The sequence below is a fragment of the Bradyrhizobium sp. S3.7.6 genome, assembly GCF_054061875.1.
This window is the reverse complement of sequence record NZ_JBSSEQ010000001.1, coordinates 1,075,727-1,102,339: the sequence shown is the minus strand read 5'-3', so window position 1 is coordinate 1,102,339 and position 26,613 is coordinate 1,075,727. Positions and strand designations below refer to the sequence as shown.

Here is a 26,613-nt window from a genome sequence, read left to right as displayed (position 1 = left end):
AGGGATCAGAGATCGAGCACCAGGCGCGCCGGATCTTCCAGGCTCTCCTTGACGCGGACCAGGAAGGTGACGGCTTCCTTACCGTCGATGACGCGGTGATCGTAGGACAGTGCCAGGTACATCATCGGGCGGACCTCGATCTTGCCGACGACGACCATCGGCCGCTCCTGGATCTTGTGCATGCCGAGGATGCCGGACTGCGGCGCGTTCAGGATCGGGGTCGACATCAACGAGCCGTAGATGCCGCCATTGGTGATGGTGAAGGTGCCGCCCTGCATCTCGTCGATCTTGAGCTGGCCGTCACGGGCGCGGCGACCGAAATCGGCGATGCCCTTCTCGATGTCGGCGATCGACTTGTTGTCGCAGTCGCGCACGACCGGCACGACCAGACCCTTGTCGGTGCCGACGGCGACGCCGATGTGGTAGTAGTTCTTGTAGATCAGATCGGTGCCGTCGATCTCGGCGTTGACCGCCGGGATGTCCTTCAGCGCCTGCACGACGGCCTTGGTGAAGAAGCCCATGAAGCCGAGCTTCGAGCCGTGCTTCTTCTCGAACGCATCCTTGTAGTGGGCGCGTAGCGCCATCACGTTGGTCATGTCGACCTCGTTGAAGGTCGTCAGCATGGCCGCGGTGTTCTGCACGTCCTTGAGGCGGCGCGCGATGGTCTGGCGCAGACGGGTCATCTTGACGCGCTCTTCGCGGGCGGCGTCATCGGCGGGCGACGGCGCGCGGACCTGGACGGCGGCGGCGGGCTGGTTGACCGGGGTCGGCGCGGAGGCCGCACGCTCGATCGCGGCGAGCATGTCGCCCTTGGTGACGCGGCCGTCCTTGCCGGAGCCCGGAACGGTCGAAGCGTCGATGCCGGTCTCGGCCGAGAGCTTTCGCACGGACGGGGCGAGCGGGGCGTCGGCCGGCGGCGCTTTCGCGGCCGGAGCCGGCGCAGGAGCAGCAGCCACGGCGGCCGGAGCAGCAGCGGCGGCGGGCTTCGCGGGAGCAGCGGCGGGCTTCGCAGCGCCGGCACCGTCGGTGATCTGGCCGAGCAGCGCACCGACCGCAACGGTTGCGCCATCGGCAGCGACGATCTCGCTCAGCGTGCCGGCGGAGGGCGCCGGGACTTCGATGGTGACCTTGTCGGTCTCGAGCTCCACCAAGGGCTCGTCGACGGCGACGGGATCGCCGGCCTTCTTGAACCAGCGGCCGATGGTGGCCTCGGTGACGGATTCGCCGAGCGTCGGCACACGAATTTCAGTCATGGTCTTTTCCTTAAGGGATCGCCGGTGCGGTCAAAAATTCGGTCGTCATCGGCCCGCGAAAGGCAAGCCATCCAGCAAGCCGGACGTTCGTATTCTGCACGGACGCCGCGGCGTACTGGTGCCCCGCTCCAGTGCGCGATTGCGCACGAGGCGGGGCATGACGCAGTTCAGAAAGATCAGCTCAGTGCTTCGTCCAGGAACGCCTTCAACTGCGCCTGATGCTTGGACATCAGACCAGTGGCGGTCGCGGCGGAAGCGGCGCGGCCGACATAACGCGGACGCCGGCTCACACCGTGCACCTGGTTCAGCACCCATTCCAGATAGGGCTCGATGAAGTGCCAGGCGCCCATGTTGCGGGGCTCTTCCTGGCACCACACCACTTCAGCCTTCTTGAAGCGCGACAGCTCGGCCACCAGCGCCTTCAGCGGCACCGGATAAAGCTGCTCGACGCGCATCAGGTAGATGTCGTCGATGCCGCGCTTCTCGCGCTCCTCGTAGAGGTCGTAATAGACCTTGCCGGAGCAGAGCACGATGCGGCGGACCTTCTCGTCGGGGACGAGCTTGATCGCCTCGTTCGGCAGCATCTGGGCGTCATCATAGAGGATGCGGTGGAAGGTCGTTCCCTTCGCGAGCTCCTCGAGGCGCGACACCGCCCGCTTGTGGCGCAGCAGCGACTTCGGCGTCATCAGGATCAGCGGCTTGCGGATCTCGCGATGAAGCTGGCGACGCAGCACGTGGAAGTAGTTCGCCGGCGTGGTCGGGTAGACCACCTGCATGTTGTCTTCGGCGCACATCTGCAGATAACGCTCCAGACGCGCCGAGGAGTGCTCCGGTCCCTGGCCCTCATAGCCGTGCGGCAAGAGGCAGACGAGGCCGGACATGCGCAGCCATTTGCGTTCGCCCGAGGAGATGAACTGGTCGAACACGACCTGCGCACCGTTGGCGAAGTCGCCGAACTGGGCTTCCCACAGGGTCAGCGTGTTCGGCTCGGCGAGCGAGTAGCCGTATTCGAAGCCGAGCACGGCTTCTTCCGACAGCAGCGAGTTGATGACCTCGTAATGGCCCTGCTCGTGGCCGAGATGGTTGAACGGCGTGTAGCGGCTCTCGTCTTCCTGGTCGATCAGGACCGAATGGCGCTGCGAGAAGGTGCCACGCTCGGAATCCTGGCCCGACAGGCGGACATGGTGGTTCTCGTTGAGCAGCGTGCAGAACGCCAGTGCTTCACCGGTCGCCCAATCGATGCCGGCGCCGGTGTCGATTGCCTTGGCGCGATTGTCGAGGAAGCGCTGGATGGTGCGGTGGACGCGGAAGCCATCCGGCACCTTGGTGATCTTGCGGCCGATTTCCTTCAGCTCGGCGGTGTCGACGCCGGTGACGCCGCGGCGCGCATCCTCTTCCTGGTCGGCGATCTTGAAGCCGGACCACTTGCCATCGAGCCAGTCGGCCTTGTTCGGCTTGTAGGAGGTGCCGGCCTCGAACTCGGCGTCGAGCCGCGCGCGCCAATCGGCCTTGGCCTTGTCGACCTCGCCCTCGGTCATCACGCCTTCGCTGATCAGGCGGCGGGCGTAGAGCTCGAGCGTCGACGGATGGGCCGCGATCCTCTTGTACATCACCGGTTGGGTGAAAGCCGGCTCGTCGCCTTCGTTATGGCCATGCCTGCGGTAGCAGAACATGTCGATGACGACGGGCTTGTGGAATTTCTGCCGGAATTCGGTCGCGACCTTGGCCGCGAAAACCACTGCTTCCGGATCGTCGCCGTTCACGTGGAAGATCGGCGCGTCGATCATCTTCGCCACATCCGACGGATAGGGCGACGAGCGCGAGTAGCGCGGATAGGTGGTGAAGCCGATCTGGTTGTTGACGATGAAGTGCACGGAGCCGCCGGTGCGGTAGCCCTTCAGGTCAGACAGGCCGAAGCATTCCGCGACCACGCCCTGGCCGGCGAACGCCGCGTCGCCATGCATCAGGAGCGGCATCACCGAGATGCGCTGGTCCGGCGGATCGCCGTGCTGGTCCTGCTTGGCGCGGACCTTGCCGAGCACCACGGGATCGACGATCTCGAGATGCGAGGGGTTGGCGGTCAGCGACAGATGGATGCGGTTGCCGTCGAACTCGCGGTCCGAGGAGGCGCCGAGGTGATATTTGACGTCGCCGGAGCCTTCGACAGCATCAGGGTTGGCCGAGCCGCCCTTGAATTCATGGAACAGGGCGCGGTGCGCCTTGCCCATCACCTGGGTCAGCACGTTGAGGCGGCCGCGATGCGGCATGCCGAGCACGACTTCCTTCACGCCGAGATTGCCGCCGCGCTTGATGATCTGCTCGAGCGCGGGAATCAGCGATTCACCGCCGTCGAGGCCGAAGCGCTTGGTGCCGGTGAACTTGGTGTCGCAGAACTTCTCGAAGCCTTCGGCTTCGACCAGCTTCGTCAGGATGGCGCGCCGGCCTTCGCGGGTGAACGAGATTTCCTTGTCCGGCCCCTCGATGCGCTCCTGGATCCACGCCTTCTGCGCGGCGTTGCTGATGTGCATGAACTCGACGCCGAGCGTCTGGCAGTAGGTGCGCTCGCAGATCGCGGTGATCTCGCGCAGCGTGGCGTATTCGAGACCGAGCACGTGATCGAGGAAGATCTTGCGGTCGAAATCGGCTTCGCTGAAGCCGTAGGTGCGCGGATCGAGCTCTTCGCGGTTGCGCGGGGCTTCGATGCCGAGCGGATCGAGCTTGGCGTGGAAGTGGCCGCGCATGCGGTAGGAGCGGATCAGCATCAGCGCGCGGACCGAGTCGCGCGTGGCCTGGAGCAGGTCGGCGGACGAGAAATCAGCGCCCTTGTTGCCCGCCTGGGCCTGCGCCTTGGCGGCGATCTTGGCACCGACCGCCTTCTCGACCTGGGCCCAGTTGCCGTCGAGGGCGGAGGTGAGGTCGTCCTGCGGGGTCAGCGGCCAGTTGGCGCGCTCCCAGGACGGGCCTTCGGCATTCTTGCTGATATCGCCGGGCTGGTCGTTGAGGCTCTTGAAGAACTCCTGCCACTCGGCGTCGACCGAGGACGGGTCCTTCTCGTAGCGGGCGTAGATTTCGTCGATGTAGGTGGCGTTGGTGCCCTGCAAAAAGGAAGAGAGGGCAAAGGCTGCGTTCGCGTCCTGGCGAGACATGCTTAAGTTCCTGGCGATTTCGGTTCGCGCATAACAAACGGCGCTGGCGCTGAGCTCCCCGGCAGAGGCCCAGCGCGACAGGCACCATTTATCCTATTTGCTACGAAACTTCGCCCGGAAAAGTACGAAGAAGTGAATTAGCCTTTCAACTTTTCGGCAAGCGTGTGGCCGAGGCGGGCGGGAGACGGAGACACTGTAATCCCAGCCGATTTCATCGCATCGGTCTTGGAACCGGCGTCGCCCTTGCCGCCGGAGATGATCGCGCCGGCATGGCCCATGCGGCGGCCGGGAGGCGCGGTGACACCGGCAATGAAACCGACCATCGGCTTCTTGCGGCCGCGCTTGGCCTCGTCCTTGAGGAACTGGGCGGCGTCTTCCTCGGCGGAACCGCCGATCTCGCCGATCATGATGATCGATTCGGTCTTGGGGTCGGCGAGCAGCATTTCCAGCACGTCGATGAACTCGGTGCCCTTGACCGGGTCGCCGCCGATGCCGACCGCGGTGGTCTGGCCGAGGCCTTCCTGCGAGGTCTGGAACACGGCTTCATAGGTCAGCGTGCCGGAGCGGGAGACGATGCCGACGCTGCCGGTCTTGAAGATGTTGGCGGGCATAATGCCGATCTTGCACTCGCCGGCGGTCATGACGCCCGGGCAGTTCGGCCCGATCAGGCGCGACTTGGAACCGGCCAGCGAGCGCTTCACGCGCACCATGTCGATAACAGGAATGCCTTCGGTGATGCAGACGATCAGCGGGATCTCCGCGTCGATGGCTTCGCAGATCGCATCGGCCGCGCCCGGCGGCGGCACGTAGATCACCGACGCATCGGCACCGGTCTTCTCACGCGCCTCGCGCACCGTGTCGAACACCGGCAGGCCCAGATGCGTGGCGCCGCCTTTGCCCGGCGAGGTGCCGCCGACCATCTTGGTGCCGTAGGCGAGCGCGGCCTCCGAGTGGAAGGTGCCGTTCTTGCCGGTGAAGCCCTGGCAGATGACCTTGGTGTTCTTGTCGATCAGGATGGACATGAGGTCTGCTTTCGCGAACTAACGAGTGAGAGGTCAGTGGATGCGGCGGTAGATGCCGGTGAGCACGTCGGCCCAGCCTTCCGCGTCCGGCGAGAACTGGATCTTCAACGAGTAGGAATTGTCGTCGATGATTTCGTAGACGTGGCGCGCATTGCCGCGGAGCGAGCCGCGCACCAGCGTCAGGGTCTTGCCGACCCAGCCGCCGGAGGCGGGCGAGGGCGGCGTATAGCCGAGCGAGTCGTACCAGAACAATTTGTAGGTCCGGTCCTCACGATCGTAGGTGAAGAGGCCGTGGGTGGCGAAGACCTGCTTGCCGTCGCGGATCTGGACAGCATCTTGGATCAGGTAGAATCCGTTCAGGTCCATGCGCGCGACGACATGCGAAGTTGCCGGCCCACCCTCCGTCCAGCGTGACGGGAAGACCACCTCTTCGCCATTCCATTCGCCGGCGAACGCGGCGAGGCGCGTGTGCTCTGCAAGCGGAGATGATGCGGCGAGATGGTCCTGGGTCATGGCCTCAGCCTCCCTTGACGGCCTTCACGATCTTCTGCGCGGCGTCGTCGAGATTGTCGGCCGGCACCACGTTCAGGCCGGATTCACGGATGATCTTCTTGCCGAGCTCGACATTGGTGCCTTCGAGGCGAACCACCAGCGGCACGCTGAGGCCGACCTCGCGCACGGCGGCCGTGACGCCCTCGGCGATCACGTCGCACTTCATGATCCCACCGAAGATGTTGACCAGGATGCCCTTCACGTTGGGATCGGCGGTGATGATCTTGAAGGCGGCCGCAACCTTCTCCTTGCTGGCGCTGCCGCCGACGTCGAGGAAGTTCGCCGGCGCCATGCCGTAGAGCTTGATGATGTCCATCGTCGCCATGGCGAGGCCGGCGCCGTTGACCATGCAGCCGATGTTACCGTCGAGGGTGACGTAGTTGAGATCGTATTTCGACGCCTCGATTTCCTTGGCGTCTTCCTCGGTCTCGTCGCGTAGCGCGAGCACCTCGGGATGACGGAACAGCGCGTTGTCGTCGAACGACACCTTGGCGTCGAGCACGCGGAGCTGGCCCTGCTTGGTCACGACCAGCGGGTTGATCTCCAGCATCGACATGTCCTTGGCGACGAAGGCGGTGTAGAGCTGCGCGGTGAGCTTTTCGGCCTGCTTGGCGAGATCGCCGGACAGCTTCAGCGCGTTCGCAACGGTGCGGCCGTGATGGCCCATGATGCCGGTCGCGGGATCGATCGAGAAGGTGACGATCTTCTCGGGCGTGTTGTGCGCGACGTCCTCGATGTTGACGCCGCCTTCGGTCGACACCACGAAGGAGACGCGGGAGGTCTCGCGGTCGACCAGGAGCGAGAGATAGAATTCCTTGTCGATGTCGGAGCCGTCCTCGATATAGAGGCGGTTGACCTGCTTGCCGGCGGGGCCGGTCTGGATCGTCACGAGGGTCGCGCCCAGCATCTGCTTGGCGAATTCGGTGACCTCAGCGGCCGACTTGGCGATGCGGACGCCGCCCTTGTCGCCGGCCGAGGCTTCCTTGAACTTGCCCTTGCCGCGGCCACCAGCGTGGATCTGGCTCTTCACCACCCAGACCGGGCCCGGGAGGGCCTTGGCGGCAGCTTCCGCGTCCGCGGGCTTCAGGACGGGGACGCCCTTTGAGATCGCGACGCCGAACTCGTTCAGCAGCGCCTTGGCCTGATATTCATGGATATTCATATGGTCGCTCCCTGAACCCGCGGGCGGTGACCTCTAGGGCCCACCTCAGTCTTGTGGCTGGCATACCATATACCACAGGAACTGCAACCCGGATTCTTTGACATCGAGATCTCTGGACTGCCGAACCGGGCGCCGCCCGACGCGGGGCCCGGAAATGAAACCGCCGAAGACCGGTTTTTCGATCTTCGGCGGGGATTGCTCTCGCTTAGCGGCCGAGAAGATCGGGTGCGATCTTCTTGCAGGCATCGACCAGGCCCTGTACGGCGCCGACCGACTTGTCGAACGCCTCGCGGTCCTTGCCGGTGAGCTCGATCTCGACGACGCGCTCGACACCCTTGGCGCCGATCACGACGGGCACACCGACATACATGTCCTTCACGCCGTATTCGCCGTTGAGGTAGGCGGCGCTGGCCAGCACGCGCTTCTTGTCCCGCAGATAGCTCTCGGCCATCGCGATCGCGGAAGCAGCAGGCGCGTAGAAGGCCGAGCCGGTCTTGAGCAGATTGACGATCTCGGCGCCGCCGTTGCGGGTGCGGTCGACGATCTCGTCGAGGCGCGCCTGCGAGGTCCAGCCCATCTTGACGAGGTCGGGCAGCGGAATGCCGGCGACGGTGGAGTACTTCACCAGCGGCACCATGGTGTCGCCGTGTCCGCCGAGCACGAAGGCGGTGACGTCCTCGACCGAGACGTTGAACTCGTCGGCCAGGAAGTAGCGGAAGCGCGAGGAATCCAGCACGCCGGCCATGCCGACGACCTTCTTGTGCGGCAGGCCCGAAGCCTTCTGCAGCGCCCACACCATCGCGTCGAGCGGGTTGGTGATGCAGATGACGAAGGCGTCGGGGGCGTATTTCTTGATGCCGGCGCCGACCTGCTCCATGACCTTCAGGTTGATGGAGAGGAGATCGTCGCGGCTCATGCCGGGCTTGCGCGGCACGCCGGCGGTGACGATGCAGACTTTGGCGTTGTCGAGGGCTTCGTACGAATTGGCGCCGGTGTAGTGCGCGTCAAAACCGTCGACCGGCGAGGACTGGGCGATGTCGAGCGCCTTGCCCTGCGGCACGCCCTCGGCGATGTCGAACATCACCACGTCGCCCAGTTCTTTCAGGCCGATGAGATGAGCCAGCGTTCCGCCGATCTGACCGGAGCCAATCAAAGCAATCTTGTCGCGCGCCATGTGAACCTGTCCTTTAGACACGTTAAGGAGGGGAAAACTGAGACGGGTGGTTATCCCTTTCGCTCCCCCCGTTCAAGTCGGTGGATGCCCAATTGTCGGGCTTGGCGAACATTGAAGCGCATCCCTGTCATTCCGGGGCGCGACGAAAGTCGCGAGCTACGATGCGCAATTGCGCATCTGAGAATCCATAACCACCAGCGGGAGTATGGATTCCGGGCTCGTCGCTTTGCGACGCCCCGGAATGACAGCGCTGGCAAATAGGACTTAAGTCTCCACCAGACCCTTGGTGGAGCCGCTGGCGGTGGAATCCTTGCGGCCGTGAGGCAGCGCCAGATAGGATTCCGAGCTCATCTCGATCAGGCGCGAGGCCGTCCGCTTGAACTCCATGGCCTCGTTGCCCTCGTGGGCGAGGTAGAGCGAGATCGGATTGGCATCGGCCGAGGCCATCAGCTTCACGGCATTGTCATAGAGCGTATCGATCAGCGTGATGAAACGCTTGGCGGCGTTGCGCTGGGAAAAATCCATCACTGGAATATGGTCGACCAGGATGGTGTGATAGTCGTGCGCGAGGCGGAGGTAGTCGGACGCGCCGAGCGGTTTTTCGCAGAGATCCGCAAATCCGAACCGCGCCACGCCATGGGCCGAGCACGGCACGTGCAGGATGCGGCCCTTGAACGAAATATCGCGCGACTTGCATTTGGCGCCGCCGGTCATCTTCGACCAGGCGCGGTCGAGGGCTGCGTCCGCGTCGCCGTCGGCCGGCGTCAGCCACATCGGCACGCCCTGAAGCTTTTCCAGGCGGAAATCCGTGCGCGCATCGAGCCGCAACACGTCCATGTGGTCGGTGATCTGCTTGATGAAGGGCAGGAACAGCGAACGGTTCAGGCCGCCCTTGTAGAGATCGTCGGGTGCGACGTTGGAGGTCGCGACCACCACGGTGCCGAGCTCGAACAGCTTTGCGAACAGGCGGCCGAGGATCATCGCGTCCGCGATGTCGGTGACGTGGAATTCGTCGAAGCAAAGCAGCCAGCTTTCCTCAAAGATCGCGTTCGCGGTCAGCGTGATGACGTCGCCATCGGCGATCTCGCCGCGCGAGATGCCCTGGCGATAATCGTAGATGCGCTCATGCGCTTCCGCCATGAACTCGTGGAAATGCGCGCGGCGCTTGTGCTCGACGGTACTGTGCTGGAAGAACAGGTCCATCAGCATGGTCTTGCCGCGGCCGACTTCGCCATGGACGTAGAGCCCGCGCGGCGCCTCGTCCTTGTCGCCGCTGAACAAACGGCTGAGCAGGCCCTGCTTGCGCTGCGGCTTGTAGTTCGCGAGCCGTTGGTCGAGCGCCGCATAGGCTTCGGCGATGTCGGCCTGCGCAGCATCGGGCTCGATCGCGCCGGACGCGATCTGGGCCTGGTATGCCTCGCGGAATGAGGAACTGGGGGTGGAGAGCATGGCTCTTTACCGCCAGAGATGCGCGGAAATTGCAAGCCGTGAATTGGTGGGCGGGGTATGCGTTCCGCGTCCCGGACGCGCTACGGGAAGCAGTGACGGTGCGCAGAGCGGGGACCCACTATTTCGTACATCCATCGTGGAGCGATGGGCCCCGGCCCAGCAGCGCACCGCCGTAGCGTGTCGAAGACGCGCGTAAACGCGCTGATGGCGCTGCGCCGCGTCCGGGGCACGAGAGCGGTGCTACTCACACAGCTCGTAGGCGTCCTCGACCACATAGGGGCCGCCGCCGGTCGATGCGCGGGACGAGAACAAGACAAACCGTTCGGCCATGAACGCCTTGCTCGGGAAGTAACCGCGCAGCGAGAGATAGTCGGCGACGTCGCGGTCGGACGCGTCGTGCAGCCGGGCCAGCGTGACATGCGGGGTGAACTTGCGCCCCTCAGGGTCGAGGCCGATCCGCTGCATCATGCGTTCGAGCTCGGCCTGCAATTCCATCAGCGGCTTGCTCGGCGCGATGGTCGCGACCACCGCGCGCGGCTTGCGGCCGCCGAAGCTCATGAGCCCCTGCACCTTCACCTCGAAGGGCTTGCGATCAACGCGAAACAGCATCGATGCGATCTCGTTGGCGGACATGCCGTCGATATCGCCGATGAAGCGCAGGGTAACGTGATAATTTTCGGGATCGATCCAGCGGGCGCCGGGAAGGCCGCCCCGCAAATTGGAAAGCGTCTGGCCGATCTCGGCCGGAATTTCCAGACCTGTGAACAAACGCGGCATCGTTTCGCACTCCCGATGCTTGGGCATGATCCCTGGGAAGGATCATATCCAAATTGTAGAGCCGGCGACGAATCACCGGTACCCTGATTCCTATCGCAGTTGTGTGACTCTGCGAAGCATCGCGCGCCTCACCCCGGTAAAACCCTGGGAATTACGGTTAGCGCTGCCCGCTTTTCAGCGGCGCTGCTCGCTTATGTTGCGCAAAAATGCCTCCACGGTGGGCATGATGTTGTTAACGATAATGTCGACGCCGGCCGCGGTCGGATGAATGCCGTCGGCCTGGTTGAGCTTGGCGTCGGCCGCGACACCGTCGAGGAAGAACGGATAGAGCGGCACGTCGAATTTTTTCGCAAGATCCGGATAAATCGAATTGAAGCGCGCGGCGTATTCCGCGCCGTAATTCGGCGGCGCCAGCATGCCGCACAGCATCACCGCGATCTTGCGTGCCTTCAATCGCTGGACGATGTCGGTCAGCGCAGTACGCGTCAAATCGGGGTCGATGCCGCGCAGCGCGTCGTTGGCGCCGAGCTCGATGATCACGCCGTCGGTTCCGTCCGGGACCGACCAGTCGAGCCGGTCACGGCCGCCGGACGAGGTATCTCCGGACACGCCCGCATTGGTCATCTCGACCGCTATGCCTTTGGCCTGCAAGGCTTTTTGAAGTTTTGTGGGGAATGCGTCCTGGGCCGGGAGGCCGAGGCCAGCGCTCAGGGAATCGCCGAGAACGACCAGCTTGACCGGCTTTGCCGCTTCGGCCCATGCCGGATCCGCCACCGTCATCAAAGCGATCATCAACACGGCTATGTGCATGAAGAATCCGTAACGCCTCTCGACCGCGTATGCGGAGTTGCCATATGACCGGACCATGGACAGTCGCATCGAAACCTCTTCGCTCGCCGGCACCGCGCCGGACACCATCGCCATCTCCAACGTCAATCTTTCATTGGGTACGGGCGCGGCACGCGTTCACATCCTCAAGGATATCAGCCTGCGGGTCGCCTCGGGCGAGACGATCGGCCTGATCGGCCCGTCAGGCTCGGGCAAATCCACGCTGCTGATGGTGATGGCGGGGCTGGAGCGTCCTGATAGCGGAGAGGTGGTGGTGTCAGGCACGCCTTTCAATGCCCTCGACGAGGACGCGCTGGCCCGCTTCCGCGGCCGCCAGGTCGGCATCGTCTTCCAGTCCTTCCATCTGATCCCGACCATGACGGCGCTCGAGAACGTCGCCGTGCCGCTCGAACTCGCCGGCAACCCTGACGCTGCAAGACGCGCGGCGCAGGAGCTGCAATCGGTCGGGCTTGGCGATCGCCTGCATCACTATCCGACGCAGCTGTCCGGCGGCGAGCAGCAGCGCGTCGCGCTCGCCCGCGCGCTGGCGCCCGATCCCGCCATCCTCGTCGCGGACGAGCCGACCGGCAATCTCGACGAGGCCACCGGAAAACAAATCGTCGATCTTCTGTTCACCAAACATGCCGAGCGCGGCATGACGCTGGTGCTGGTCACGCACGATTCCTCGCTCGCGCAGCGCTGCGATCGCGTGATCCGCCTGCGCTCCGGCCGCATCGACACCCAGTCTGCACCGGCATGAGCATCGCGGCCGAACCGTTCGCGAAGCCCAACGGCGTCGCGCTGTCGCTGCGCTACGCGCTGCGTGAATTGCGCGGAGGCCTGCGCGGCTTCTATGTCTTCATCGCCTGCATCGCGCTCGGCGTGATGGCCATCGCCGGCGTCGGCTCGGTCTCGGCGAGCCTGAGCGACGGTCTCGCGCGCGAGGGCCGTACGTTGCTCGGCGGCGACGTCTCCTTCGTGCTGTTCCAGCGCGAGGCGAAGCCCGAGGAGGTCTCCTTCCTGCGCTCGCGCGGCACCGTCTCCACCGCCGCGACCTTGCGCGGCATGGCGCGCGCCGCCGACGGCCAGCTCGCGCTGGTCGAGATGAAGGCGGTCGACGACACCTATCCGATGCTGGGTCAGCTGACGCTGGCGCCGCCGCTGCCGATGTCCGACCTGCTCGCGGAGCGCGACGGCGCGTTCGGTGCCGCCGCCGATCCGACGCTGCTGGCGCGGCTGTCGCTGAAGACCGGCGACCGCGTCACCATCGGAAGCGCAACGTTCCAGATCCGCAGCACCGTCGAAGCCGAGCCCGACAAGCTCGCCGGCGGCATCGGTTTCGGGCCGCGCTTCCTGATCAGCGAGGCGGGTCTGCGCGCCACCGGCCTGATCCAGCCCGGCAGCCTGGTGCGCTGGGTGTACCGGGTGAAGCTGCCTGATACCGGCAACAGCGAGCGCGCCACCGACGCCTTCATCGCGGACGCGCGCAACGCCGCGCCGCAGGCCGGCTGGGAGATCCGCAGCCGCTCCAATGCCTCGCCGCAGCTCGAGCGCAACATCAACCGCTTCACGCAATTCTTGACGCTGGTCGGCCTCGCCGCGCTCCTGGTCGGCGGCGTCGGCGTCGCCAATGCCGTCAAGAGCCATATCGACCGCCGGCTCGAGGTCATCGCGGCCTTCAAGGCGGTCGGCGCCACCGGCCGCGACGTGTTCGGCATCTATCTGGCGCAGGTCCTCCTGCTGGCGGGAATTGGCTCGGTGATCGGCCTTGCGCTCGGCGCCGCCATGCCGTTCGCCATCGTCGGCCTGTTCGGAAAACTGCTGCCGCTGCCGGTGGTGCCGGCCGTGCATGCCGACGAGCTCGCGCTGTCCTTCGTCTATGGCCTGCTCACGGCGCTCGCCTTCGGCCTGTGGCCGCTCGGGCGCGTGCACGACGTGCCAGTCGCCGCGCTGTTCCGCGACACCATCAGCTCCGAATGGCACCGGCCGCGCTGGAGCTATGTCGTGTTCATGGCCGTCGTGATCGCGCTGCTGATCGCGGTCGTGATTGGATTGTCCTTCGACAAGCGCATCGCCGCGGTGTTCGTGGCCTCCTCCGTCGTCGTATTCGCCCTGCTCCGCGGCATCGCCGCCCTGCTGATGACGATCGCGCGCCGGCTGCCGCGCACGCGCCTGCCGATGCTGCGGCTGGCGATCGCCAACATCCACCGGCCCGGCGCGCTGACGCCCTCCGTCGTGCTGTCGCTCGGGCTCGGGCTCGCCGTGCTCGTCACCATCACCCAGATCGACGGCAATCTGCGCCGGCAGTTCCTTGCGGCCCTCCCCGAGCACGCGCCGTCGTTCTTCTTCATCGACATCCCGAGCACGCAGGCCGAGCAGTTCGACGGCTATCTGCGCCGGATCGCGCCGGGCGCAAAGGTCGAGGACGTGCCGATGCTGCGCGGCCGCATCGTCGCCGCGCGCGGCGTGCGTGCCGAGGACCTCAAGCCCACCACCGATTCCGAATGGGTGCTGCAAAGCGACCGCGGCCTGACCTATACCGCCGAATTGCCGAAGGGTTCCAAGGTGGTCGAGGGCGAATGGTGGAGCGCCGACTATTCCGGCCCGCTGCTGGTCTCGATGGAGAAGAAGATCGCCGACGGGCTCGGTCTCAAGCTCGGCGACGAGATCGTGGTCAACGTGCTCGGCCGCGACATCCCGGCCAAAATCGGCAATCTGCGCACCATCGACTGGCAGGGCATGGGCATCAATTTCGTGCTGGTGTTCTCGCCCAATGCCTTCAAGGGCGCGCCCCACACCCATATCGCGACGCTGACTGAGGCCGGCGGCACTGCGGCCGGCGACGGCAAGATCATCAGGCAAGTCGCCGACACCTATCCGATGGTGACGAGCGTGCGCGTGCGCGAGGTGATGGAGACGGTCGGCTCGGTCGTGACCAATCTGGCGCTGGCGATCCGCGGCGCCAGCGCGGTGACCCTGATCTCGGCGATCCTGGTGCTGGGCGGCGCGCTCGCCGCCGGCCACCGCCACCGGGTCTACGATGCGGTGATCCTCAAGACCCTCGGCGCGACCCGGCTGCGGCTGCTCGGCGCCTACGCCCTCGAATACCTGCTGATCGGACTTGCCACCGCGGTGTTCGGCGTGATCGCCGGCAGCGTCGCGGCCTGGATGATCGTGACGCGGCTGATGACGCTGAGTTTCGTCTGGCAGGCCGGCAGCGCGGCCGGCGTGGTCGCGGCGGCCCTGGTCGTCACGGTCGGACTTGGGCTCGCTGGGACGCTGCTGGCATTGAACAAAAAGCCCGCCACGGTGTTGCGGAATTTGTGACAAATGGTAGCGGGCGACCCCGCGATGTCGGAATCGCACGATTCCAGCGATTAACCACGTCTGCTCGCCAGGATTGCGGGCGAGGGCGACATTCAGCCGCGCGTGGACGGTTGCAGCGAATGTGTTAGTTTCCCACATATCCAATGGGTTCGGACCCCCGATTATGAGCCAGAATTTAGTCGGCACAGATCGGTATCCGAGATAGAATTTGACGAACCGGCGGCATGGCGACCCTCATGCCGGACCGGGCTAACCAACGGGAATTCGACCATGTCGGACCTAGACCGTAACTACGCTTCTCCTTTCGGCAGGGCCGCCGGGCGTGTTGACGCCGCGACGGTCGATGCCGGCCTGCGCGCCTATATGCTGCGCATCTACAATTACATGAGCATCGGCCTCGCCATCACCGGCCTGGCCGCGCTCGGCGTCTATATGGCCGCCGTGACCGACGTTCCGACCCCGGAGGCCGTCCGCGTCGGCAAGCTGTTCCTGACGCCGTTCGGCTACGCGATGTTCGTCAGCCCCCTGAAGTGGCTGTTCATGCTCGCGCCACTCGCGATGGTGTTCGTGATCTCGGCGGGCATCAACCGTCTCGCCCCCTCGACCGCGCAGATCCTGTTCTGGGTGTTCGCGGCGCTGATGGGCATCTCGCTGTCCTCGATCTTCCTGGTGTTCACGCACACCTCGATCGTGCGGGTGTTCTTCATCACCGCGGCCACGTTTGGCGCACTGAGCCTCTACGGCTACACCACCAAGCGTGATCTGACCGGGATGGGCTCGTTCCTGTTCATGGGCCTGATCGGCATCATCATCGCGAGCCTGGTCAACCTGTTCCTGGCGAGCACGATGCTGCAGTTCATCGTCTCGGTGGTGGGCGTGCTGGTGTTCGCGGGCCTCACCGCCTGGGATACCCAGCGGCTGAAGAACGACTACATCTACGGCTACGCCTCGGCCGGCGGTGACATCGCAGAGCGTGCGGCCATCACCGGCGCACTGTCGCTGTACCTGAACTTCATCAACCTGTTCACGCTGCTCCTGCAGCTCCTTGGCCAGCGCGACTAAGCGCTTCGACGAGAGAACGGATACGAACCCCGGCCGAGAGGCCGGGGTTTTTGTTTGGGCCGGGATGCGCGACGCCCCCCCGCTTGTCATCGCCCGCCTTGTGCGCAATTGCGCACTGGGGCGGGCGATCCAGTACGCCGCAGCGGCTCGGTTCTAGCCGCGCTGTCTCGGAGTACTGGATGCCCCCCTGCGCGGGGCATGACAGCGGAGAAGATTGGAGGGCTGCTGCGCTGGCAATGACGGAGCATGGGGAAGCGGCGTTGCCCCTTCCAGTGACCGCGGGAAGGCTCTAATCTCGCCGCCATGTCCGCACCTGAGATCAGGCCCGCCATTGAGGCCGACCTTCCCGCCATCACCGCCATCTACAAGCAGGCCGTCCGCGAGGGCACCGCGACATTCGAGCTGGCGCCGCCGGATCTGGCCGAGATGACGCGCCGCTACCGCGCGCTGATCGACGGCGGCTATCCCTATTTCGTCGCCATCCTCGATCGTAGCGTCGCCGGCTATGCCTATGCCGGCGCCTACCGACCGCGGCCGGCCTACCGCTTCACGGTCGAGAACTCGATCTATCTCGATCCCGCGTTCCACCGCCGCGGCATCGGCTCATTGCTGCTGGACCGGCTGATCGCTGAATGCGAGGCGCGCGGCTTCCGCCAGATGATCGCGGTGATCGGCGATTCCGCCAATGCCGGCTCGATCGGCGTGCACACGCGCGGCGGTTTCAAGATGATCGGCACGCATCCCAATGTTGGCCTGAAATTCGGCCGCTGGCTCGACACGGTGATGATGCAGCGGGATCTGGGCGAGGGCGCGAGTACGGTGCCGAAATAACCTCGGTCTCGTAGGGTGGGCAAAGCGACTTGTCCGCCGTAGCTCGGAGAGCGAAGGCGGAAGCGTGCCCAGCATGCCCGGTGATTGAGGAAAGATGGTGGGCACGGCGCGGTGCGCCTTTGCCCACACTACGGCACCGTCCGTAAGGCTAAACCACCGCCAATTTTCGATCGATCACCAGCAGCACGCGCTCGAGCTCGTGGCCGCGGCGCAGGATCAGGCCGGTCGCCGAGATCACGCTGTACATGCCCTGCTTGCGCGCCAGCCGCGGGTCCTTCTCGATGCGATAGATCGGCACCTCCGAGGCGCGGCGGAAGACCGAGAACACCGCGCGGTCCTTCAGGAAGTCGATGGCATAGTCGCGCCACTCGCCGTCGGCGACCATGCGGCCGTACAGGTTGAGGATGCGGTTCAGTTCCAGCCGGTTGAATGTCACCCGGTTGGGTTGGGCATTCGCAGCGGTGGGGCGCGCCACGGCGCGCTGCTCGCTCGGATCGGCATCCTCCGGCGTCAGACTCATCGAGCGCCTCCTCATCTCGCGGCATGATCGCATCCGCGAAGGACCGTCCCCGGAACCGCGGATCATGACAATTGCATGATCGCGCCAACTGTTCCCCGCCGCAAGGGGCTCTTCACTCAACTGATTGAATCGGGTGCGAATCGGAGCACACGCAGGAGTGGAATTCTGTCGCGGCAAACCGTCACGGGATCGTTAGAAGGAATCTTGATATCGCCGCTTTTCCGCCAAGCGCCTGCCGCCCTGCATTGCGAAAAGACCTGTGTGCGTTGACCCGGTCCTTTCGGTTCCGGATTCCTCAGCCCCCAGCCCCCCGGGGCCGTCAGGATCGGGTCTGTACGCGCGACAAGGAGGGCCAACGCAAGTTGGTCCTTTTTGGTTTGTGCCGAGATGTTTCCGGCACGACCAACTTCTCTCTGATTAACGCGAAGACAACTCTCACCCCTCATCGTGGGGAGCCGCGAAGCGGTGACTCGCAGGATGAAGGCCGCGCTGCATCAGCCGCGCCTGCATGGTTCTCGCGGCGATGCGTAGCATCGTCCGCCTCGCGCGCGAGGGCGCGCTCCTCACCATGAGGCGTGAGAGCGAGTGCGACGTTGGCGAGAGAGATCGGATCTAGTGCAGCGACGTGTACGCCGCGCCAAGCATCGCACCCGGCTTCTCACGGCTGCCGTCCTGGACATAGACCACAGCGCCGTCGACGCCGTCGCGCGTGAGATTTTCCAACGGCACCGTCCAGCTTTCCGGACGCCCGTTCCAGTCGCCGACCTTGAGCAGGTTGCGCACGACGTTGTGATAGGTGATCTGCTGTCCGCGATTTTCGCCGCGGCTGATTGCGATCGGCACCGATTTCGTGATCGAGCAGATCCAGACCTCACCGTGCGAGACCGCCGACTCCTTGCTCGCCGCCACCGACACGTTGATCTGCTTGCCTGCAAGCGACATCGTCACCGGCACGCTCATTACGCCTGTGCCGTTGTCGGTCTTGCCGATCGCGCTCTCGATGCCGGCGCGATCGCTGCCGATGACATGCGTCGAACCGTTGACCACGACTTGCGGCGTATAGACCTCGCGGTCGCCGCGCATGCGCGAATAGGCGCGCTGCCGCGCCGAGAAGCGCGAATCCGCAAGCGTGTCCTTCCAGCCGAGATAATCCCAATAGTCGATCGGCATGCTCAGCGCGATGATCGACGGGTCGTTGGAGAGATCGCCGATGACCTGGTCGGCGGGCGGGCAGGAGGAGCAGCCCTGCGATGTGAAGAGCTCGACTACGGCGCGAGGATCAGCCTCGGCGGGACGGATGACGGCGACGATGGCGCAGATACCAAGTGCTCCCGACCAGAGTGCACCGGACCAGCGCGAAACCAGATTAGAAGCCATCATTGCAGTCATGTTGAACGTCACACCTCGCACGCGTGGGGGAAGATCCTATCGCCTGATGGTCACCGTAGTCTTACGGGCATCGTACACTCAACCGTCCGGGGCGAGGTTTTCCGCCGGGCGGGACCATCGGACGCGTGTTCTAACGCACGAAGGCGGCCTTGTGATAGGCCGCCCTCGTTTAACCTTCTACTCACGTCGCGGTGAGCCACCGTTCACAAATTCGCGCTTAGGCCGCGAGCTTGCGCAGCACGTAGTGCAGAATGCCGCCGTTCCGGTAGTAATCGAGCTCATCCAGCGTATCGATGCGGCAAAGCAGCGAAACCCGCTGCAACGAACCGTCGCCGGAGACGATCTCCGCGGTCAGCTTCTGACGCGGCTTCAGGTCGCCGACCAGGCCGCGCAGCGTGACCTTCTCGTCGCCCTTCAGGCCGAGCGACGACCAGGAGGTGCCTTCCTCGAAGGTCAGCGGCAGCACGCCCATGCCGACCAGGTTGGAGCGGTGGATACGCTCGAAGCTCTGGCAGATCACGGCGCGGACGCCGAGCAGGCGCGTGCCCTTCGCAGCCCAGTCGCGCGAGGAACCGTTGCCGTATTCGGCACCGGCGAACACCACCAGCGGCACCTGCTCCTGCTGGTACTTCATCGCGGCGTCGTAGATCGACATCTGCTCGCCGTCGGGCCAGTGCTTGGTGAGACCGCCTTCCGGGATATTTCCGTCAGCGCCCTTCAGCATGAAGTTCTTGATGCGGATGTTGGCGAAGGTGCCGCGCATCATCACTTCATGGTTGCCGCGACGCGTGCCGTACTGGTTGAAGTCGGCCGGACGCACCTGGTGTTCGCTGAGATATTTGCCGGCGGGCGAGGTGAGCTTGATCGAACCGGCCGGCGAGATGTGGTCGGTGGTGATCTTGTCGCCGAACATGGCGAGGATGCGCGCCTCGATGATGTCGGTGACCGGCTCCGGCTCCTTCTTCATGCCGTCGAAATAGGGCGGGTTCTGCACATAGGTCGAGCTCATGTTCCAGCGGTAGGTCTCGCTCTCGACCGTCTTGATCTTGCGCCAGTTGGTGTCGCCCTTGAACACGTCGGCATACTTCTTCTTGAAGATCGACGCGGTCACGAACTTCTTCATGAAGGCGTTGATCTCCTTCGTCGTCGGCCAGATGTCCTTGAGGTACACCGGCTTGCCGTCCTTGCCTTCACCGAGCGGCTCGACGGCGAGGTTCTTGGTGACGCTGCCCGCAAGCGCGTGGGCGACGACCAGCGGCGGCGAAGCGAGATAGTTCGCCTGCACGTCCGGCGAGACGCGGCCTTCGAAGTTGCGGTTGCCGGAGAGCACGGCGGCCGCGACGATGCCGTTGTCGTTGATCGACTTCGAGATCTCCTCGGGCAGCGGACCGGAATTGCCGATGCAGGTGGTGCAGCCGAAGCCGACCAGGTTGAAGCCGACCTTGTCGAGATCGGCCTGCAGACCGGAATCGGCGAGATAGGCCGCGACCACCTGGCTGCCCGGGGCGAGCGACGTCTTCACCCACGGTTTTGCCTTGAGGCCCTTGGCGGCAGCGTTGCGCGCAAGCAGGCCGGCGCCGATCAAGACGCTCGGATTCGAGGTGTTGGTGCAGGAGGTGATGGCGGCGATCACGACGTCGCCATGACCGATCTCGAAGTTCTTGCCGTCGACGGCAAAGCGCTTCCCGGGCTCGTCGGTCTTCTTGTACTCGGTGCCGAGCGCGAGCGAAAAGCCTTCGGCGACCGACGGCAGCGCGATGCGGCCTTCGGGACGCTTCGGACCGGCCATCGAGGGAACGACGTCGCCGAGGTCGAGGGTCAGCGTTTCCGTGAACACCGGATCGGCCGACTTGGCGGTGCGGAACAGGCCCTGCGCCTTGGCATAGGCCTGCACCAGCGCGACGCGCGCCGGAGCGCGGCCGGAGGTCTTGAGGTAATCGAGCGCAGCAGCGTCGACCGGGAAGAAGCCGCAGGTCGCGCCATATTCCGGCGCCATGTTGGCGATGGTCGCCTTGTCGGCGACGGACAGGTGATCAAGGCCGGGACCGAAGAACTCGACGAACTTGCCGACCACGCCGAGCTTGCGCAGCATCTGCGTCACGGTCAGCACGAGGTCGGTGGCGGTGACGCCTTCCTTCATCGCGCCCTTCAGCTTGAAGCCGACGACGGTGGGCAGCAGCATCGACAGCGGCTGGCCGAGCATGCAGGCTTCCGCCTCGATGCCGCCGACGCCCCAGCCGAGCACGGCGAGACCGTTGACCATGGTGGTGTGGGAGTCGGTGCCGACCAGCGAGTCGGGATAGGCGACCTCGAAGGTGCCGGTCTTCTTGCCGACCGTCATCTTCTCCTTCTTGGTCCAGACCGTCTGGGAGAGATATTCGAGATTGACCTGATGGCAGATGCCGGTGCCGGGCGGCACGACCGAGAAGTTCGAGAACGCCTTCTGGCCCCACTTCAGGAACTCGTAGCGCTCCTGGTTCTGCTTGTATTCCTCGGTGACGTTCTTGCCGAAGGCCTTGTTGTCGCCGAAGAAATTCACGATCACGGAGTGGTCGATGACGAGGTCGACCGGCACCAGCGGGTTGATCTTCTCGGCATCGCCGCCGAGCTTCTGCATCGCGTTGCGCATCGCGGCGAGATCGACCACGGCCGGCACGCCGGTGAAATCCTGCATCAGCACGCGGGCCGGGCGGAATGCGATCTCATGCTCCAGCGACTTCTTGCGCAGCCACTTCGACACCGCCACGATGTCTTCCTTCTTGACCGTGCGGCCGTCCTCGTTGCGCAGGAGGTTCTCGAGCAGAACCTTCATCGAATAGGGGAGTTTCGAAATTCCCTTCAGACCATTCTTCTCGGCCGTGGGCAGGCTGTAATAGACATAGGTCTTGGCGCCGACCTTGAGGGTCTTTTTGCATTTGAAGCTGTCGAGCGAGGTCATGTAGGAAATCCCAATTGTTAGTTATACCCGGCAAGGGGTATTTTAACACCGTCAGCGAGTCCGGCTGGGTCGCTTGCAGGGGCAGGTTAAGTTGCTGCATCAAGTAGTTCCGGGCTTATAGAAGCTTTCTAACCGCGCCGCCACAGCCACAAACGTGCCGCAGCAATCCGCGAGCCAAAAATTCCCATGCGCTACCCCAAGATTTCCTGAGGCCAGGCTTTGAGCGGATTGAACCAAGGCAAGATGCAGCTGTCCGGACGCGGGGTCGTCTGCGTGCGCGGCGGCCGCGAGGTGTTCTCCGGGCTCGATTTCGAGGCGGTCTCGGGCGAGGCCGTGGCGGTCGTGGGCCGCAACGGCTCGGGCAAGACCTCGCTGCTGCGGCTGATCGCGGGTCTGCTGATTCCGGCCGGCGGGACAATCGCGCTCGCCGGCGGCGATGCCGAGCTGACGCTGCCGGAGCAGTGCCACTATCTCGGCCATCGCGACGCCCTGAAGCCAGCACTGAGCGTGGCGGAAAACCTGTCATTCTGGGCTGATTTTCTGGGCGGCGAGCGCAGTGATGCGGCCAAGAGCCTCGCCATCGTCGGGCTCGATCACGCCACTCATTTGCCGGCCGCCTTCCTGTCCGCCGGCCAGCGCCGCCGTCTGTCGCTGGCCCGGCTGCTGACGGTGCGCCGCCCGGTCTGGCTGCTGGACGAGCCGACTACGGCGCTGGACGTGGCCGGCCAGGAGATGTTCGAGGGCCTGATGCGGGAGCATCTGGCCCGGGGCGGCATGATCATCGCTGCGACCCATGCGCCGCTCGGCATCGATTCGCGGGAGCTGAGGATTGGGGGTTCAGCATGATTCCGATGGACCCTCAGTTTTCCAAGCGGCCGGGCCCGGCTCTCTCCGTTCCCTCCCCCCTTACGGGGGAGGGTCGGGGAGAGGGGTGCGGCACGGTAGGGCGATTCGGTTCTAGCGCTGGGGAGGCGAGCGCTCTGTCGCTCGCCGTCAGCCCTTCAAAAGCATCTCTCTCGGGGCTACCCCTCTCCCCCGCCCTCCCCCGCAAGGGGGGAGGGAGCGCAGTTTGCCTGGGGCACGAATCAGGCTCCCATGGCGGCCTCGACGTCGGATACACCCCATGACCGCCCTGTCCGCCCTCATCCGCCGGGACATCCGGATCGCGCTCCGCGTCGGCGGTGGGGCATTGATCGGCGTGCTGTTCTTCCTGACCGTCGTCGTCCTGATGCCGTTCGCGGTGGGGCCGGATCTGGCGCTGCTGTCGCGGCTCGGGCCGGCGATCCTGTGGCTCGGCGCGCTGCTGGCAAGCCTGCTCACCCTGGACCGGCTGTTCATGGCCGACCACGAGGACGGCTCGCTCGACCTGATCACGATGAGCCGAACGCCGCTGGAACTCGCCTGCGCCGCCAAGGCGCTGGCGCATTGGCTGGCCGCCGGCCTGCCACTGATTGTCGCAACCCCGGTGCTCGGCCTGCTGCTCAACCTCGACATGGTCGCGACCGGGGCGGTGGCGCTGACGCTCCTGGCCGGTACGCCGGCGCTGACCTTCACCGGCATGATCGGCGCGGCGCTCGCGGTGACGCTGCACCGGGGTGGACTGTTGATGGCCGTGCTGGTGCTGCCGCTGTCGATCCCGGTGCTGATTTTCGGGGTCGCGGCCTCGCAGGCCGTGATCGTCGGTCCCATGACGTTCGGCGCGCCGTTCTCGATCCTGTGCGCGCTGTCGCTGGTCAGCCTCGTCATCGGCCCTTTCGCGGCGGCGGCGAGCCTGCGCCATGGTCTCGATTGAAATGGGCCGGATGCCCTTGACCCCGATCAACTTTCGCTGCGCGCTTTTATGCTGATTGCGTGAGTGCTGACCTGTGATTATCAGAATACCATGACGCTGATCGATCTCGCCAATCCGACACGGTTCCTCGCGCTGACGGCGCGGCTGCTGCCGTGGCTTGTGGCCGCGACCGTCATCCTGCTCACCATCGGCCTCTACCAGTCCGCTCTCGCGCCCGACGACTACCAGCAGGGCGCGACGGTGAAGATCATGTTCATCCACGTGCCCAACGCCTGGCTGTCGATGTTCGTCTGGGGCGTGATGAGCATCGCCTCATTGGGCACGCTGGTGTGGCGGCATCCGCTCGCCGACGTCGCCGCCAAAGCCGCCGCGCCGATCGGCGCCGCCTTCACCTTCCTCGCGCTGCTCACGGGATCGCTGTGGGGCCGGCCGATGTGGGGCACCTATTGGGAATGGGACGCGCGGCTGACCTCGGTGCTGATCCTCTTCCTGATGTATCTCGGCCTGATGGCGCTGTGGCGCGCGGTCGAGGATCCCTCGCGCGCGGCGCGCGCCGCCGCGGTGCTGACGCTGGTCGGCGCGATCAACCTGCCGATCATCAAGTTCTCGGTCGACTGGTGGAACACGCTGCACCAGCCGGCGTCGGTGATGCGCATGGGCGGCTCGACGCTCGACAAATCGTTCCTGATTCCGCTGCTGCTGATGGCCATCGCGTTCACGCTGCTGTTCGTCACGTTGCATATCGCGGCGATGCGCAACGAGATTTTGCGCCGCCGTGTCCGCTCCTTGCAGATGATGCAGGCGAGCCAGAAGGCCGCATGACGATGTCACTTGGTCCCTACGCGTCCTTCATCGTGACGTCCTATGCCGCGGCCGCGCTCGTCGTCGTGATCCTGATCGGCTGGATCGTGCTCGACTATCGCAGCCAGACCGAGCGCCTGCGCGAGCTCGACCGCAGCGGCGTCACGCGCCGCTCCGGACGCAGCGCAACGGACACGCCGTGAGCGATCAATCATGAGCGATCAACCGACTTCCGCTCCGCCGCAGCGCCGCACCTTCCTGATGGTGCTGCCGCTGATCGCCTTCATCGCCCTGGCGCTGCTGTTCTGGTTCCGGCTCGGCAGCGGCGATCCCTCGCGGATTCCGTCCGCGCTGATCGGCCGGCCGGCGCCGCAGACCGCGCTGCCGCCGCTCGAGGGATTGCAGGCCGACAGCGCGCAGGTACCGGGCCTCGATCCCGCCGCGTTCAAAGGCAAGGTCAGCCTGGTCAATGTCTGGGCGTCCTGGTGCGTACCCTGTCATGACGAAGCACCGCTCCTGACCGAACTGGCAAAAGACAAGCGCTTCCAGCTCGTCGGCATCAACTACAAGGACGCGGCCGACAACGCGCGCCGTTTCCTCGGCCGCTACGGCAACCCGTTCGGCCGCGTCGGTGTGGACGCCAACGGCCGCGCCTCGATCGAATGGGGCGTCTATGGCGTGCCGGAGACGTTCGTCGTCGGGCGCGAAGGCACCATCGTCTACAAGCTGGTCGGACCGATCACGCCGGACAATCTGCGCACGGTGTTGTTGCCGCAGATGGAGAAGGCGTTGAAGGCAGGGAGCTGAGCTCCGCTCTCGCGCGAGCGCAGGGGCCAGCACCACGCACCGCTGTCATGCCCCGGCTTGACCGGGGTATCCAGTACGCCGCGGCCTCACCGTATCTCACGACTGTCTCTGGAATACTGGATCGCCCGGTCAAGCCGGGCGATGACAGTTGAGTGTATGGCCGCATTTCAGCTCGCAATGACGAGCTGAGAGACCGTCAGCCCTTCCGCACATCCCCCGCGTCGGCCTCGCTCGCCTCCAGCGACGCCGGCTCGATCCCGTAGCGCTTGGTCAGCGGCATCTGGGCGATGGCGAAGACCATCGTGATCGGCGTGACGCCGAACACCTTGAAGTTCACCCAGAAATCCGTGCTCTGGGTGCGCCAAACGATCTCGTTCAGGATGGCCATGCCGGCGAAGAACAGCGCCCAGCGCAGCGTGAGGATGCGCCAGCCCTGCGGGGTCAGGTTGAACATCTGGTCGAACATGACGGCGATGAAGGAGCGGCCGAACAACAGGCCGCCGCCGAGGATCGCCGCGAACAGGCCGTAGATGATGGTCGGCTTGACCTTGATGAAGGTCTCGTCGTGCAGCACCAGCGTCAGCGTGCCGAACACCAGCACGATCACGCCTGTCACGATCGCCATGATCGGGATATGGCGCGTCACCACATAGGACGCGATCATCGCCGCCACGATCGCGACCATGAAGGCGCCGGTCGCGGCGAACAGATTGAACTTCGCATTCACGAAGAAGAACACGAGCAGCGGACCGAGCTCGGTCGCGAGCTTGAACAGCGGATGCGGCTGGGTCTTGTCCATTCTCAGCTTTCGATTCCGGCGATCGCACGGGCGAAATCGCGCGCGGTGAACGGCGCGAGATCGTCGACGCCTTCGCCGACGCCGATGAAATGCACCGGCAGTTTGAATTTCTCCGCGAGCGCCACCAGAATGCCGCCGCGCGCGGTGCCGTCGAGCTTCGTCATCACGAGGCCGGTGACCCCCGCCGTGCGATGGAAGGCCTCGACCTGCGACAGCGCGTTCTGGCCGACCGTAGCATCAAGCACCAGCAAGACGGCATGCGGCGCAGTGTCGTCCACCTTGCGGATCACGCGCACGACCTTTTCGAGCTCGTTCATCAGCTCGGCCTTGTTCTGCAGGCGGCCGGCGGTGTCGATCAGGAGCACGTCGATGGCCTGCTCCTTCGCTGCCGTCAGCGCGTTGAAGGCGAGGCTTGCCGAATCCGAGCCCTGGGTGCCAGCGATGACCGGCGTCCTGGTGCGCTCGCCCCAGACCTTGAGCTGCTCGATCGCGGCCGCGCGAAACGTGTCGCCGGCGGCCAGCATCACCTTGCGGCCCTCGGATGCGAATTTTTGCGAGAGCTTGCCGATGGTCGTGGTCTTGCCGGAACCGTTGACGCCGACCACGAGGATGACGAACGGCTTCTTGGCCGTATCGATCTCGAGCGGCTTTGCCACCGGCGCCAGCACCTTCTCGACCTCGGTGGCGACGACGTCCTTGACCTCGTCCGCCGAGATCGCCTTGTCGTAGCGGCCCGTGCCGACGGCGTCCGCGATCCGCACCGCGACCGACGTGCCGAGGTCGGCGCGCAGCAGCACGTCCTCGATGTCGTCGAGCATGGCGCGGTCGAGCTTGCGCTTGGTGACGAGGTCGGCGACCGCGGTCCCGAGCGAGGACGAGGTGCGCTTCAGCCCGTTGGACAGGCGGCGCCACCAGCTCAGCTTGGGGGGATCTGACGTGGTATCGTTCATGGTGGCGGTGTGTTAGCCGTTCCGGCTCCCAAAC

At 65.0% G+C, this 26,613-nt stretch carries 23 protein-coding genes; 9 read left to right on the top strand and 14 right to left on the bottom strand.

What is annotated here, in order from left to right; genetic code table 11:
* Positions 1-5 precede the first annotated feature (5 nt).
* The 9 genes from odhB to ACVJ5M_RS05190 all read right to left on the bottom strand — a co-directional run bounded on the left by odhB (position 6) and on the right by ACVJ5M_RS05190 (position 11,345).
* Positions 6-1,253 carry a 2-oxoglutarate dehydrogenase complex dihydrolipoyllysine-residue succinyltransferase gene (gene odhB, locus ACVJ5M_RS05230; RefSeq protein WP_354098225.1) on the bottom strand — a complete coding sequence of 416 codons (1,248 nt, stop codon included), beginning with the start codon at positions 1,251-1,253 and terminating at the stop codon, positions 6-8.
* Between the two features lie 176 nt (positions 1,254-1,429).
* The gene (locus ACVJ5M_RS05225) at positions 1,430-4,399 is read right to left on the bottom strand and encodes a 2-oxoglutarate dehydrogenase E1 component (RefSeq protein ID WP_063980415.1); all 2,970 of its coding nucleotides are present in this window, start codon (positions 4,397-4,399) and stop codon (positions 1,430-1,432) included.
* A gap of 137 nt (positions 4,400-4,536) precedes the next feature.
* Positions 4,537-5,421: a succinate--CoA ligase subunit alpha gene (gene sucD / locus ACVJ5M_RS05220; protein ID WP_025575976.1), complete on the bottom strand. Its 885-nt coding sequence runs from the start codon at positions 5,419-5,421 to the stop codon at positions 4,537-4,539.
* A 33-nt stretch (positions 5,422-5,454) separates the two neighbouring features.
* A complete protein-coding gene (locus ACVJ5M_RS05215; RefSeq protein ID WP_063980414.1) occupies positions 5,455-5,934 on the bottom strand; it encodes a DUF1579 family protein in 480 nt (159 codons plus the stop codon).
* Between the two features lie 4 nt (positions 5,935-5,938).
* Positions 5,939-7,135: an ADP-forming succinate--CoA ligase subunit beta gene (gene sucC / locus ACVJ5M_RS05210; protein WP_063980413.1), complete on the bottom strand. Its 1,197-nt coding sequence runs from the start codon at positions 7,133-7,135 to the stop codon at positions 5,939-5,941.
* Between the two features lie 205 nt (positions 7,136-7,340).
* The gene (gene mdh, locus ACVJ5M_RS05205) at positions 7,341-8,309 is read right to left on the bottom strand and encodes a malate dehydrogenase (protein ID WP_063980412.1); all 969 of its coding nucleotides are present in this window, start codon (positions 8,307-8,309) and stop codon (positions 7,341-7,343) included.
* Positions 8,310-8,573: 264 nt separating this feature from the next.
* On the bottom strand, positions 8,574-9,758 hold the full coding sequence (gene zapE, locus ACVJ5M_RS05200; RefSeq protein WP_063980411.1) for a cell division protein ZapE: 1,185 nt from the start codon (positions 9,756-9,758) through the stop codon (positions 8,574-8,576).
* 240 nt (positions 9,759-9,998) lie between these two features.
* Positions 9,999-10,535 carry an RNA 2',3'-cyclic phosphodiesterase gene (thpR, locus tag ACVJ5M_RS05195; RefSeq protein ID WP_063985994.1) on the bottom strand — a complete coding sequence of 179 codons (537 nt, stop codon included), beginning with the start codon at positions 10,533-10,535 and terminating at the stop codon, positions 9,999-10,001.
* 174 nt (positions 10,536-10,709) lie between these two features.
* The gene (locus tag ACVJ5M_RS05190) at positions 10,710-11,345 is read right to left on the bottom strand and encodes an arylesterase (protein ID WP_063985993.1); all 636 of its coding nucleotides are present in this window, start codon (positions 11,343-11,345) and stop codon (positions 10,710-10,712) included.
* A gap of 55 nt (positions 11,346-11,400) precedes the next feature.
* On the opposite strand from ACVJ5M_RS05190, the gene ACVJ5M_RS05185 reads away from it, so the two are divergent.
* The 4 genes from ACVJ5M_RS05185 to ACVJ5M_RS05170 all read left to right on the top strand — a co-directional run bounded on the left by ACVJ5M_RS05185 (position 11,401) and on the right by ACVJ5M_RS05170 (position 16,583).
* Positions 11,401-12,123 (top strand): ABC transporter ATP-binding protein, encoded by a 723-nt coding sequence (locus ACVJ5M_RS05185; RefSeq protein WP_063980410.1) that lies wholly within the window; start codon positions 11,401-11,403, stop codon positions 12,121-12,123.
* Entirely contained in the window at positions 12,120-14,690 is a 2,571-nt protein-coding gene (locus ACVJ5M_RS05180) for an ABC transporter permease (RefSeq protein WP_063980409.1), read from the top strand. The genes ACVJ5M_RS05185 and ACVJ5M_RS05180 overlap by 4 nt, the downstream gene beginning before the upstream one ends.
* 270 nt (positions 14,691-14,960) lie before the next feature.
* Complete coding sequence (locus tag ACVJ5M_RS05175) at positions 14,961-15,752, top strand: Bax inhibitor-1/YccA family protein (RefSeq protein ID WP_014490629.1); 792 nt, start codon at positions 14,961-14,963, stop codon at positions 15,750-15,752.
* A 303-nt stretch (positions 15,753-16,055) separates the two neighbouring features.
* Positions 16,056-16,583 carry a GNAT family N-acetyltransferase gene (locus ACVJ5M_RS05170; protein WP_063980408.1) on the top strand — a complete coding sequence of 176 codons (528 nt, stop codon included), beginning with the start codon at positions 16,056-16,058 and terminating at the stop codon, positions 16,581-16,583.
* Positions 16,584-16,731: 148 nt separating this feature from the next.
* Here ACVJ5M_RS05170 and ACVJ5M_RS05165 read toward each other — a convergent pair whose 3' ends face one another.
* The 3 genes from ACVJ5M_RS05165 to acnA all read right to left on the bottom strand — a co-directional run bounded on the left by ACVJ5M_RS05165 (position 16,732) and on the right by acnA (position 21,430).
* Positions 16,732-17,103 (bottom strand): DUF2794 domain-containing protein, encoded by a 372-nt coding sequence (locus ACVJ5M_RS05165; protein ID WP_063980407.1) that lies wholly within the window; start codon positions 17,101-17,103, stop codon positions 16,732-16,734.
* Between the two features lie 612 nt (positions 17,104-17,715).
* Positions 17,716-18,492, bottom strand: a complete 777-nt coding sequence (locus tag ACVJ5M_RS05160) for a DUF1223 domain-containing protein (protein ID WP_063985992.1) — start codon at positions 18,490-18,492, stop codon at positions 17,716-17,718.
* A 217-nt stretch (positions 18,493-18,709) separates the two neighbouring features.
* Positions 18,710-21,430: an aconitate hydratase AcnA gene (gene acnA / locus ACVJ5M_RS05155; protein WP_063980406.1), complete on the bottom strand. Its 2,721-nt coding sequence runs from the start codon at positions 21,428-21,430 to the stop codon at positions 18,710-18,712.
* Positions 21,431-21,673: 243 nt separating this feature from the next.
* Between acnA and ccmA the strand changes: the two genes are divergently transcribed.
* From ccmA to ACVJ5M_RS05130, 5 genes are all read left to right on the top strand, one after another.
* Positions 21,674-22,276: a heme ABC exporter ATP-binding protein CcmA gene (gene ccmA, locus ACVJ5M_RS05150; protein WP_063985991.1), complete on the top strand. Its 603-nt coding sequence runs from the start codon at positions 21,674-21,676 to the stop codon at positions 22,274-22,276.
* Positions 22,277-22,553: 277 nt separating this feature from the next.
* Positions 22,554-23,222 (top strand): heme exporter protein CcmB, encoded by a 669-nt coding sequence (gene ccmB / locus ACVJ5M_RS05145; RefSeq protein WP_028150494.1) that lies wholly within the window; start codon positions 22,554-22,556, stop codon positions 23,220-23,222.
* Positions 23,223-23,312: 90 nt separating this feature from the next.
* Positions 23,313-24,044, top strand: a complete 732-nt coding sequence (locus ACVJ5M_RS05140) for a heme ABC transporter permease (RefSeq protein ID WP_063980405.1) — start codon at positions 23,313-23,315, stop codon at positions 24,042-24,044.
* Positions 24,041-24,226: a heme exporter protein CcmD gene (gene ccmD / locus ACVJ5M_RS05135; protein ID WP_014490637.1), complete on the top strand. Its 186-nt coding sequence runs from the start codon at positions 24,041-24,043 to the stop codon at positions 24,224-24,226. Before ACVJ5M_RS05140 ends, ccmD begins: the two co-directional genes overlap by 4 nt.
* Before the next feature lie 10 nt (positions 24,227-24,236).
* On the top strand, positions 24,237-24,830 hold the full coding sequence (locus ACVJ5M_RS05130; protein WP_063980404.1) for a DsbE family thiol:disulfide interchange protein: 594 nt from the start codon (positions 24,237-24,239) through the stop codon (positions 24,828-24,830).
* Between the two features lie 196 nt (positions 24,831-25,026).
* Here the strand turns inward: ACVJ5M_RS05130 and ACVJ5M_RS05125 are convergent, their stop codons facing one another.
* Both ACVJ5M_RS05125 and ftsY read right to left on the bottom strand, forming a co-directional pair.
* Entirely contained in the window at positions 25,027-25,629 is a 603-nt protein-coding gene (locus tag ACVJ5M_RS05125) for a septation protein A (protein ID WP_063980403.1), read from the bottom strand.
* A 2-nt stretch (positions 25,630-25,631) separates the two neighbouring features.
* Positions 25,632-26,579 (bottom strand): signal recognition particle-docking protein FtsY, encoded by a 948-nt coding sequence (ftsY, locus tag ACVJ5M_RS05120; RefSeq protein WP_063980402.1) that lies wholly within the window; start codon positions 26,577-26,579, stop codon positions 25,632-25,634.
* Positions 26,580-26,613 lie beyond the last annotated feature (34 nt).

Excerpts from the sequence above, each read along its gene's own strand:
- thpR (WP_063985994.1), bottom strand. The coding sequence starts at position 10,535 with ATGCCGCGTTTGTTCACAGGTCTGGAAATTCCGGCCGAGATCGGCCAG.
- mdh (WP_063980412.1), bottom strand. The coding sequence starts at position 8,309 with ATGGCGCGCGACAAGATTGCTTTGATTGGCTCCGGTCAGATCGGCGGA.
- zapE (WP_063980411.1), bottom strand. The coding sequence starts at position 9,758 with ATGCTCTCCACCCCCAGTTCCTCATTCCGCGAGGCATACCAGGCCCAG.
- ACVJ5M_RS05140 (WP_063980405.1), top strand. The coding sequence starts at position 23,313 with ATGACGCTGATCGATCTCGCCAATCCGACACGGTTCCTCGCGCTGACG.
- ccmB (WP_028150494.1), top strand. The coding sequence starts at position 22,554 with ATGACCGCCCTGTCCGCCCTCATCCGCCGGGACATCCGGATCGCGCTC.
- ACVJ5M_RS05170 (WP_063980408.1), top strand. The coding sequence starts at position 16,056 with ATGTCCGCACCTGAGATCAGGCCCGCCATTGAGGCCGACCTTCCCGCC.
- ACVJ5M_RS05190 (WP_063985993.1), bottom strand. The coding sequence starts at position 11,345 with ATGCACATAGCCGTGTTGATGATCGCTTTGATGACGGTGGCGGATCCG.
- sucD (WP_025575976.1), bottom strand. The coding sequence starts at position 5,421 with ATGTCCATCCTGATCGACAAGAACACCAAGGTCATCTGCCAGGGCTTC.
- ACVJ5M_RS05125 (WP_063980403.1), bottom strand. The coding sequence starts at position 25,629 with ATGGACAAGACCCAGCCGCATCCGCTGTTCAAGCTCGCGACCGAGCTC.
- ccmA (WP_063985991.1), top strand. The coding sequence starts at position 21,674 with ATGCAGCTGTCCGGACGCGGGGTCGTCTGCGTGCGCGGCGGCCGCGAG.
- acnA (WP_063980406.1), bottom strand. The coding sequence starts at position 21,430 with ATGACCTCGCTCGACAGCTTCAAATGCAAAAAGACCCTCAAGGTCGGC.
- ACVJ5M_RS05160 (WP_063985992.1), bottom strand. The coding sequence starts at position 18,492 with ATGACTGCAATGATGGCTTCTAATCTGGTTTCGCGCTGGTCCGGTGCA.
- ACVJ5M_RS05180 (WP_063980409.1), top strand. The coding sequence starts at position 12,120 with ATGAGCATCGCGGCCGAACCGTTCGCGAAGCCCAACGGCGTCGCGCTG.
- sucC (WP_063980413.1), bottom strand. The coding sequence starts at position 7,135 with ATGAATATCCATGAATATCAGGCCAAGGCGCTGCTGAACGAGTTCGGC.
- ACVJ5M_RS05130 (WP_063980404.1), top strand. The coding sequence starts at position 24,237 with ATGAGCGATCAACCGACTTCCGCTCCGCCGCAGCGCCGCACCTTCCTG.
- ACVJ5M_RS05165 (WP_063980407.1), bottom strand. The coding sequence starts at position 17,103 with ATGAGTCTGACGCCGGAGGATGCCGATCCGAGCGAGCAGCGCGCCGTG.
- ftsY (WP_063980402.1), bottom strand. The coding sequence starts at position 26,579 with ATGAACGATACCACGTCAGATCCCCCCAAGCTGAGCTGGTGGCGCCGC.
- ccmD (WP_014490637.1), top strand. The coding sequence starts at position 24,041 with ATGACGATGTCACTTGGTCCCTACGCGTCCTTCATCGTGACGTCCTAT.
- ACVJ5M_RS05225 (WP_063980415.1), bottom strand. The coding sequence starts at position 4,399 with ATGTCTCGCCAGGACGCGAACGCAGCCTTTGCCCTCTCTTCCTTTTTG.
- odhB (WP_354098225.1), bottom strand. The coding sequence starts at position 1,253 with ATGACTGAAATTCGTGTGCCGACGCTCGGCGAATCCGTCACCGAGGCC.
- ACVJ5M_RS05185 (WP_063980410.1), top strand. The coding sequence starts at position 11,401 with ATGGACAGTCGCATCGAAACCTCTTCGCTCGCCGGCACCGCGCCGGAC.
- ACVJ5M_RS05215 (WP_063980414.1), bottom strand. The coding sequence starts at position 5,934 with ATGACCCAGGACCATCTCGCCGCATCATCTCCGCTTGCAGAGCACACG.
- ACVJ5M_RS05175 (WP_014490629.1), top strand. The coding sequence starts at position 14,961 with ATGTCGGACCTAGACCGTAACTACGCTTCTCCTTTCGGCAGGGCCGCC.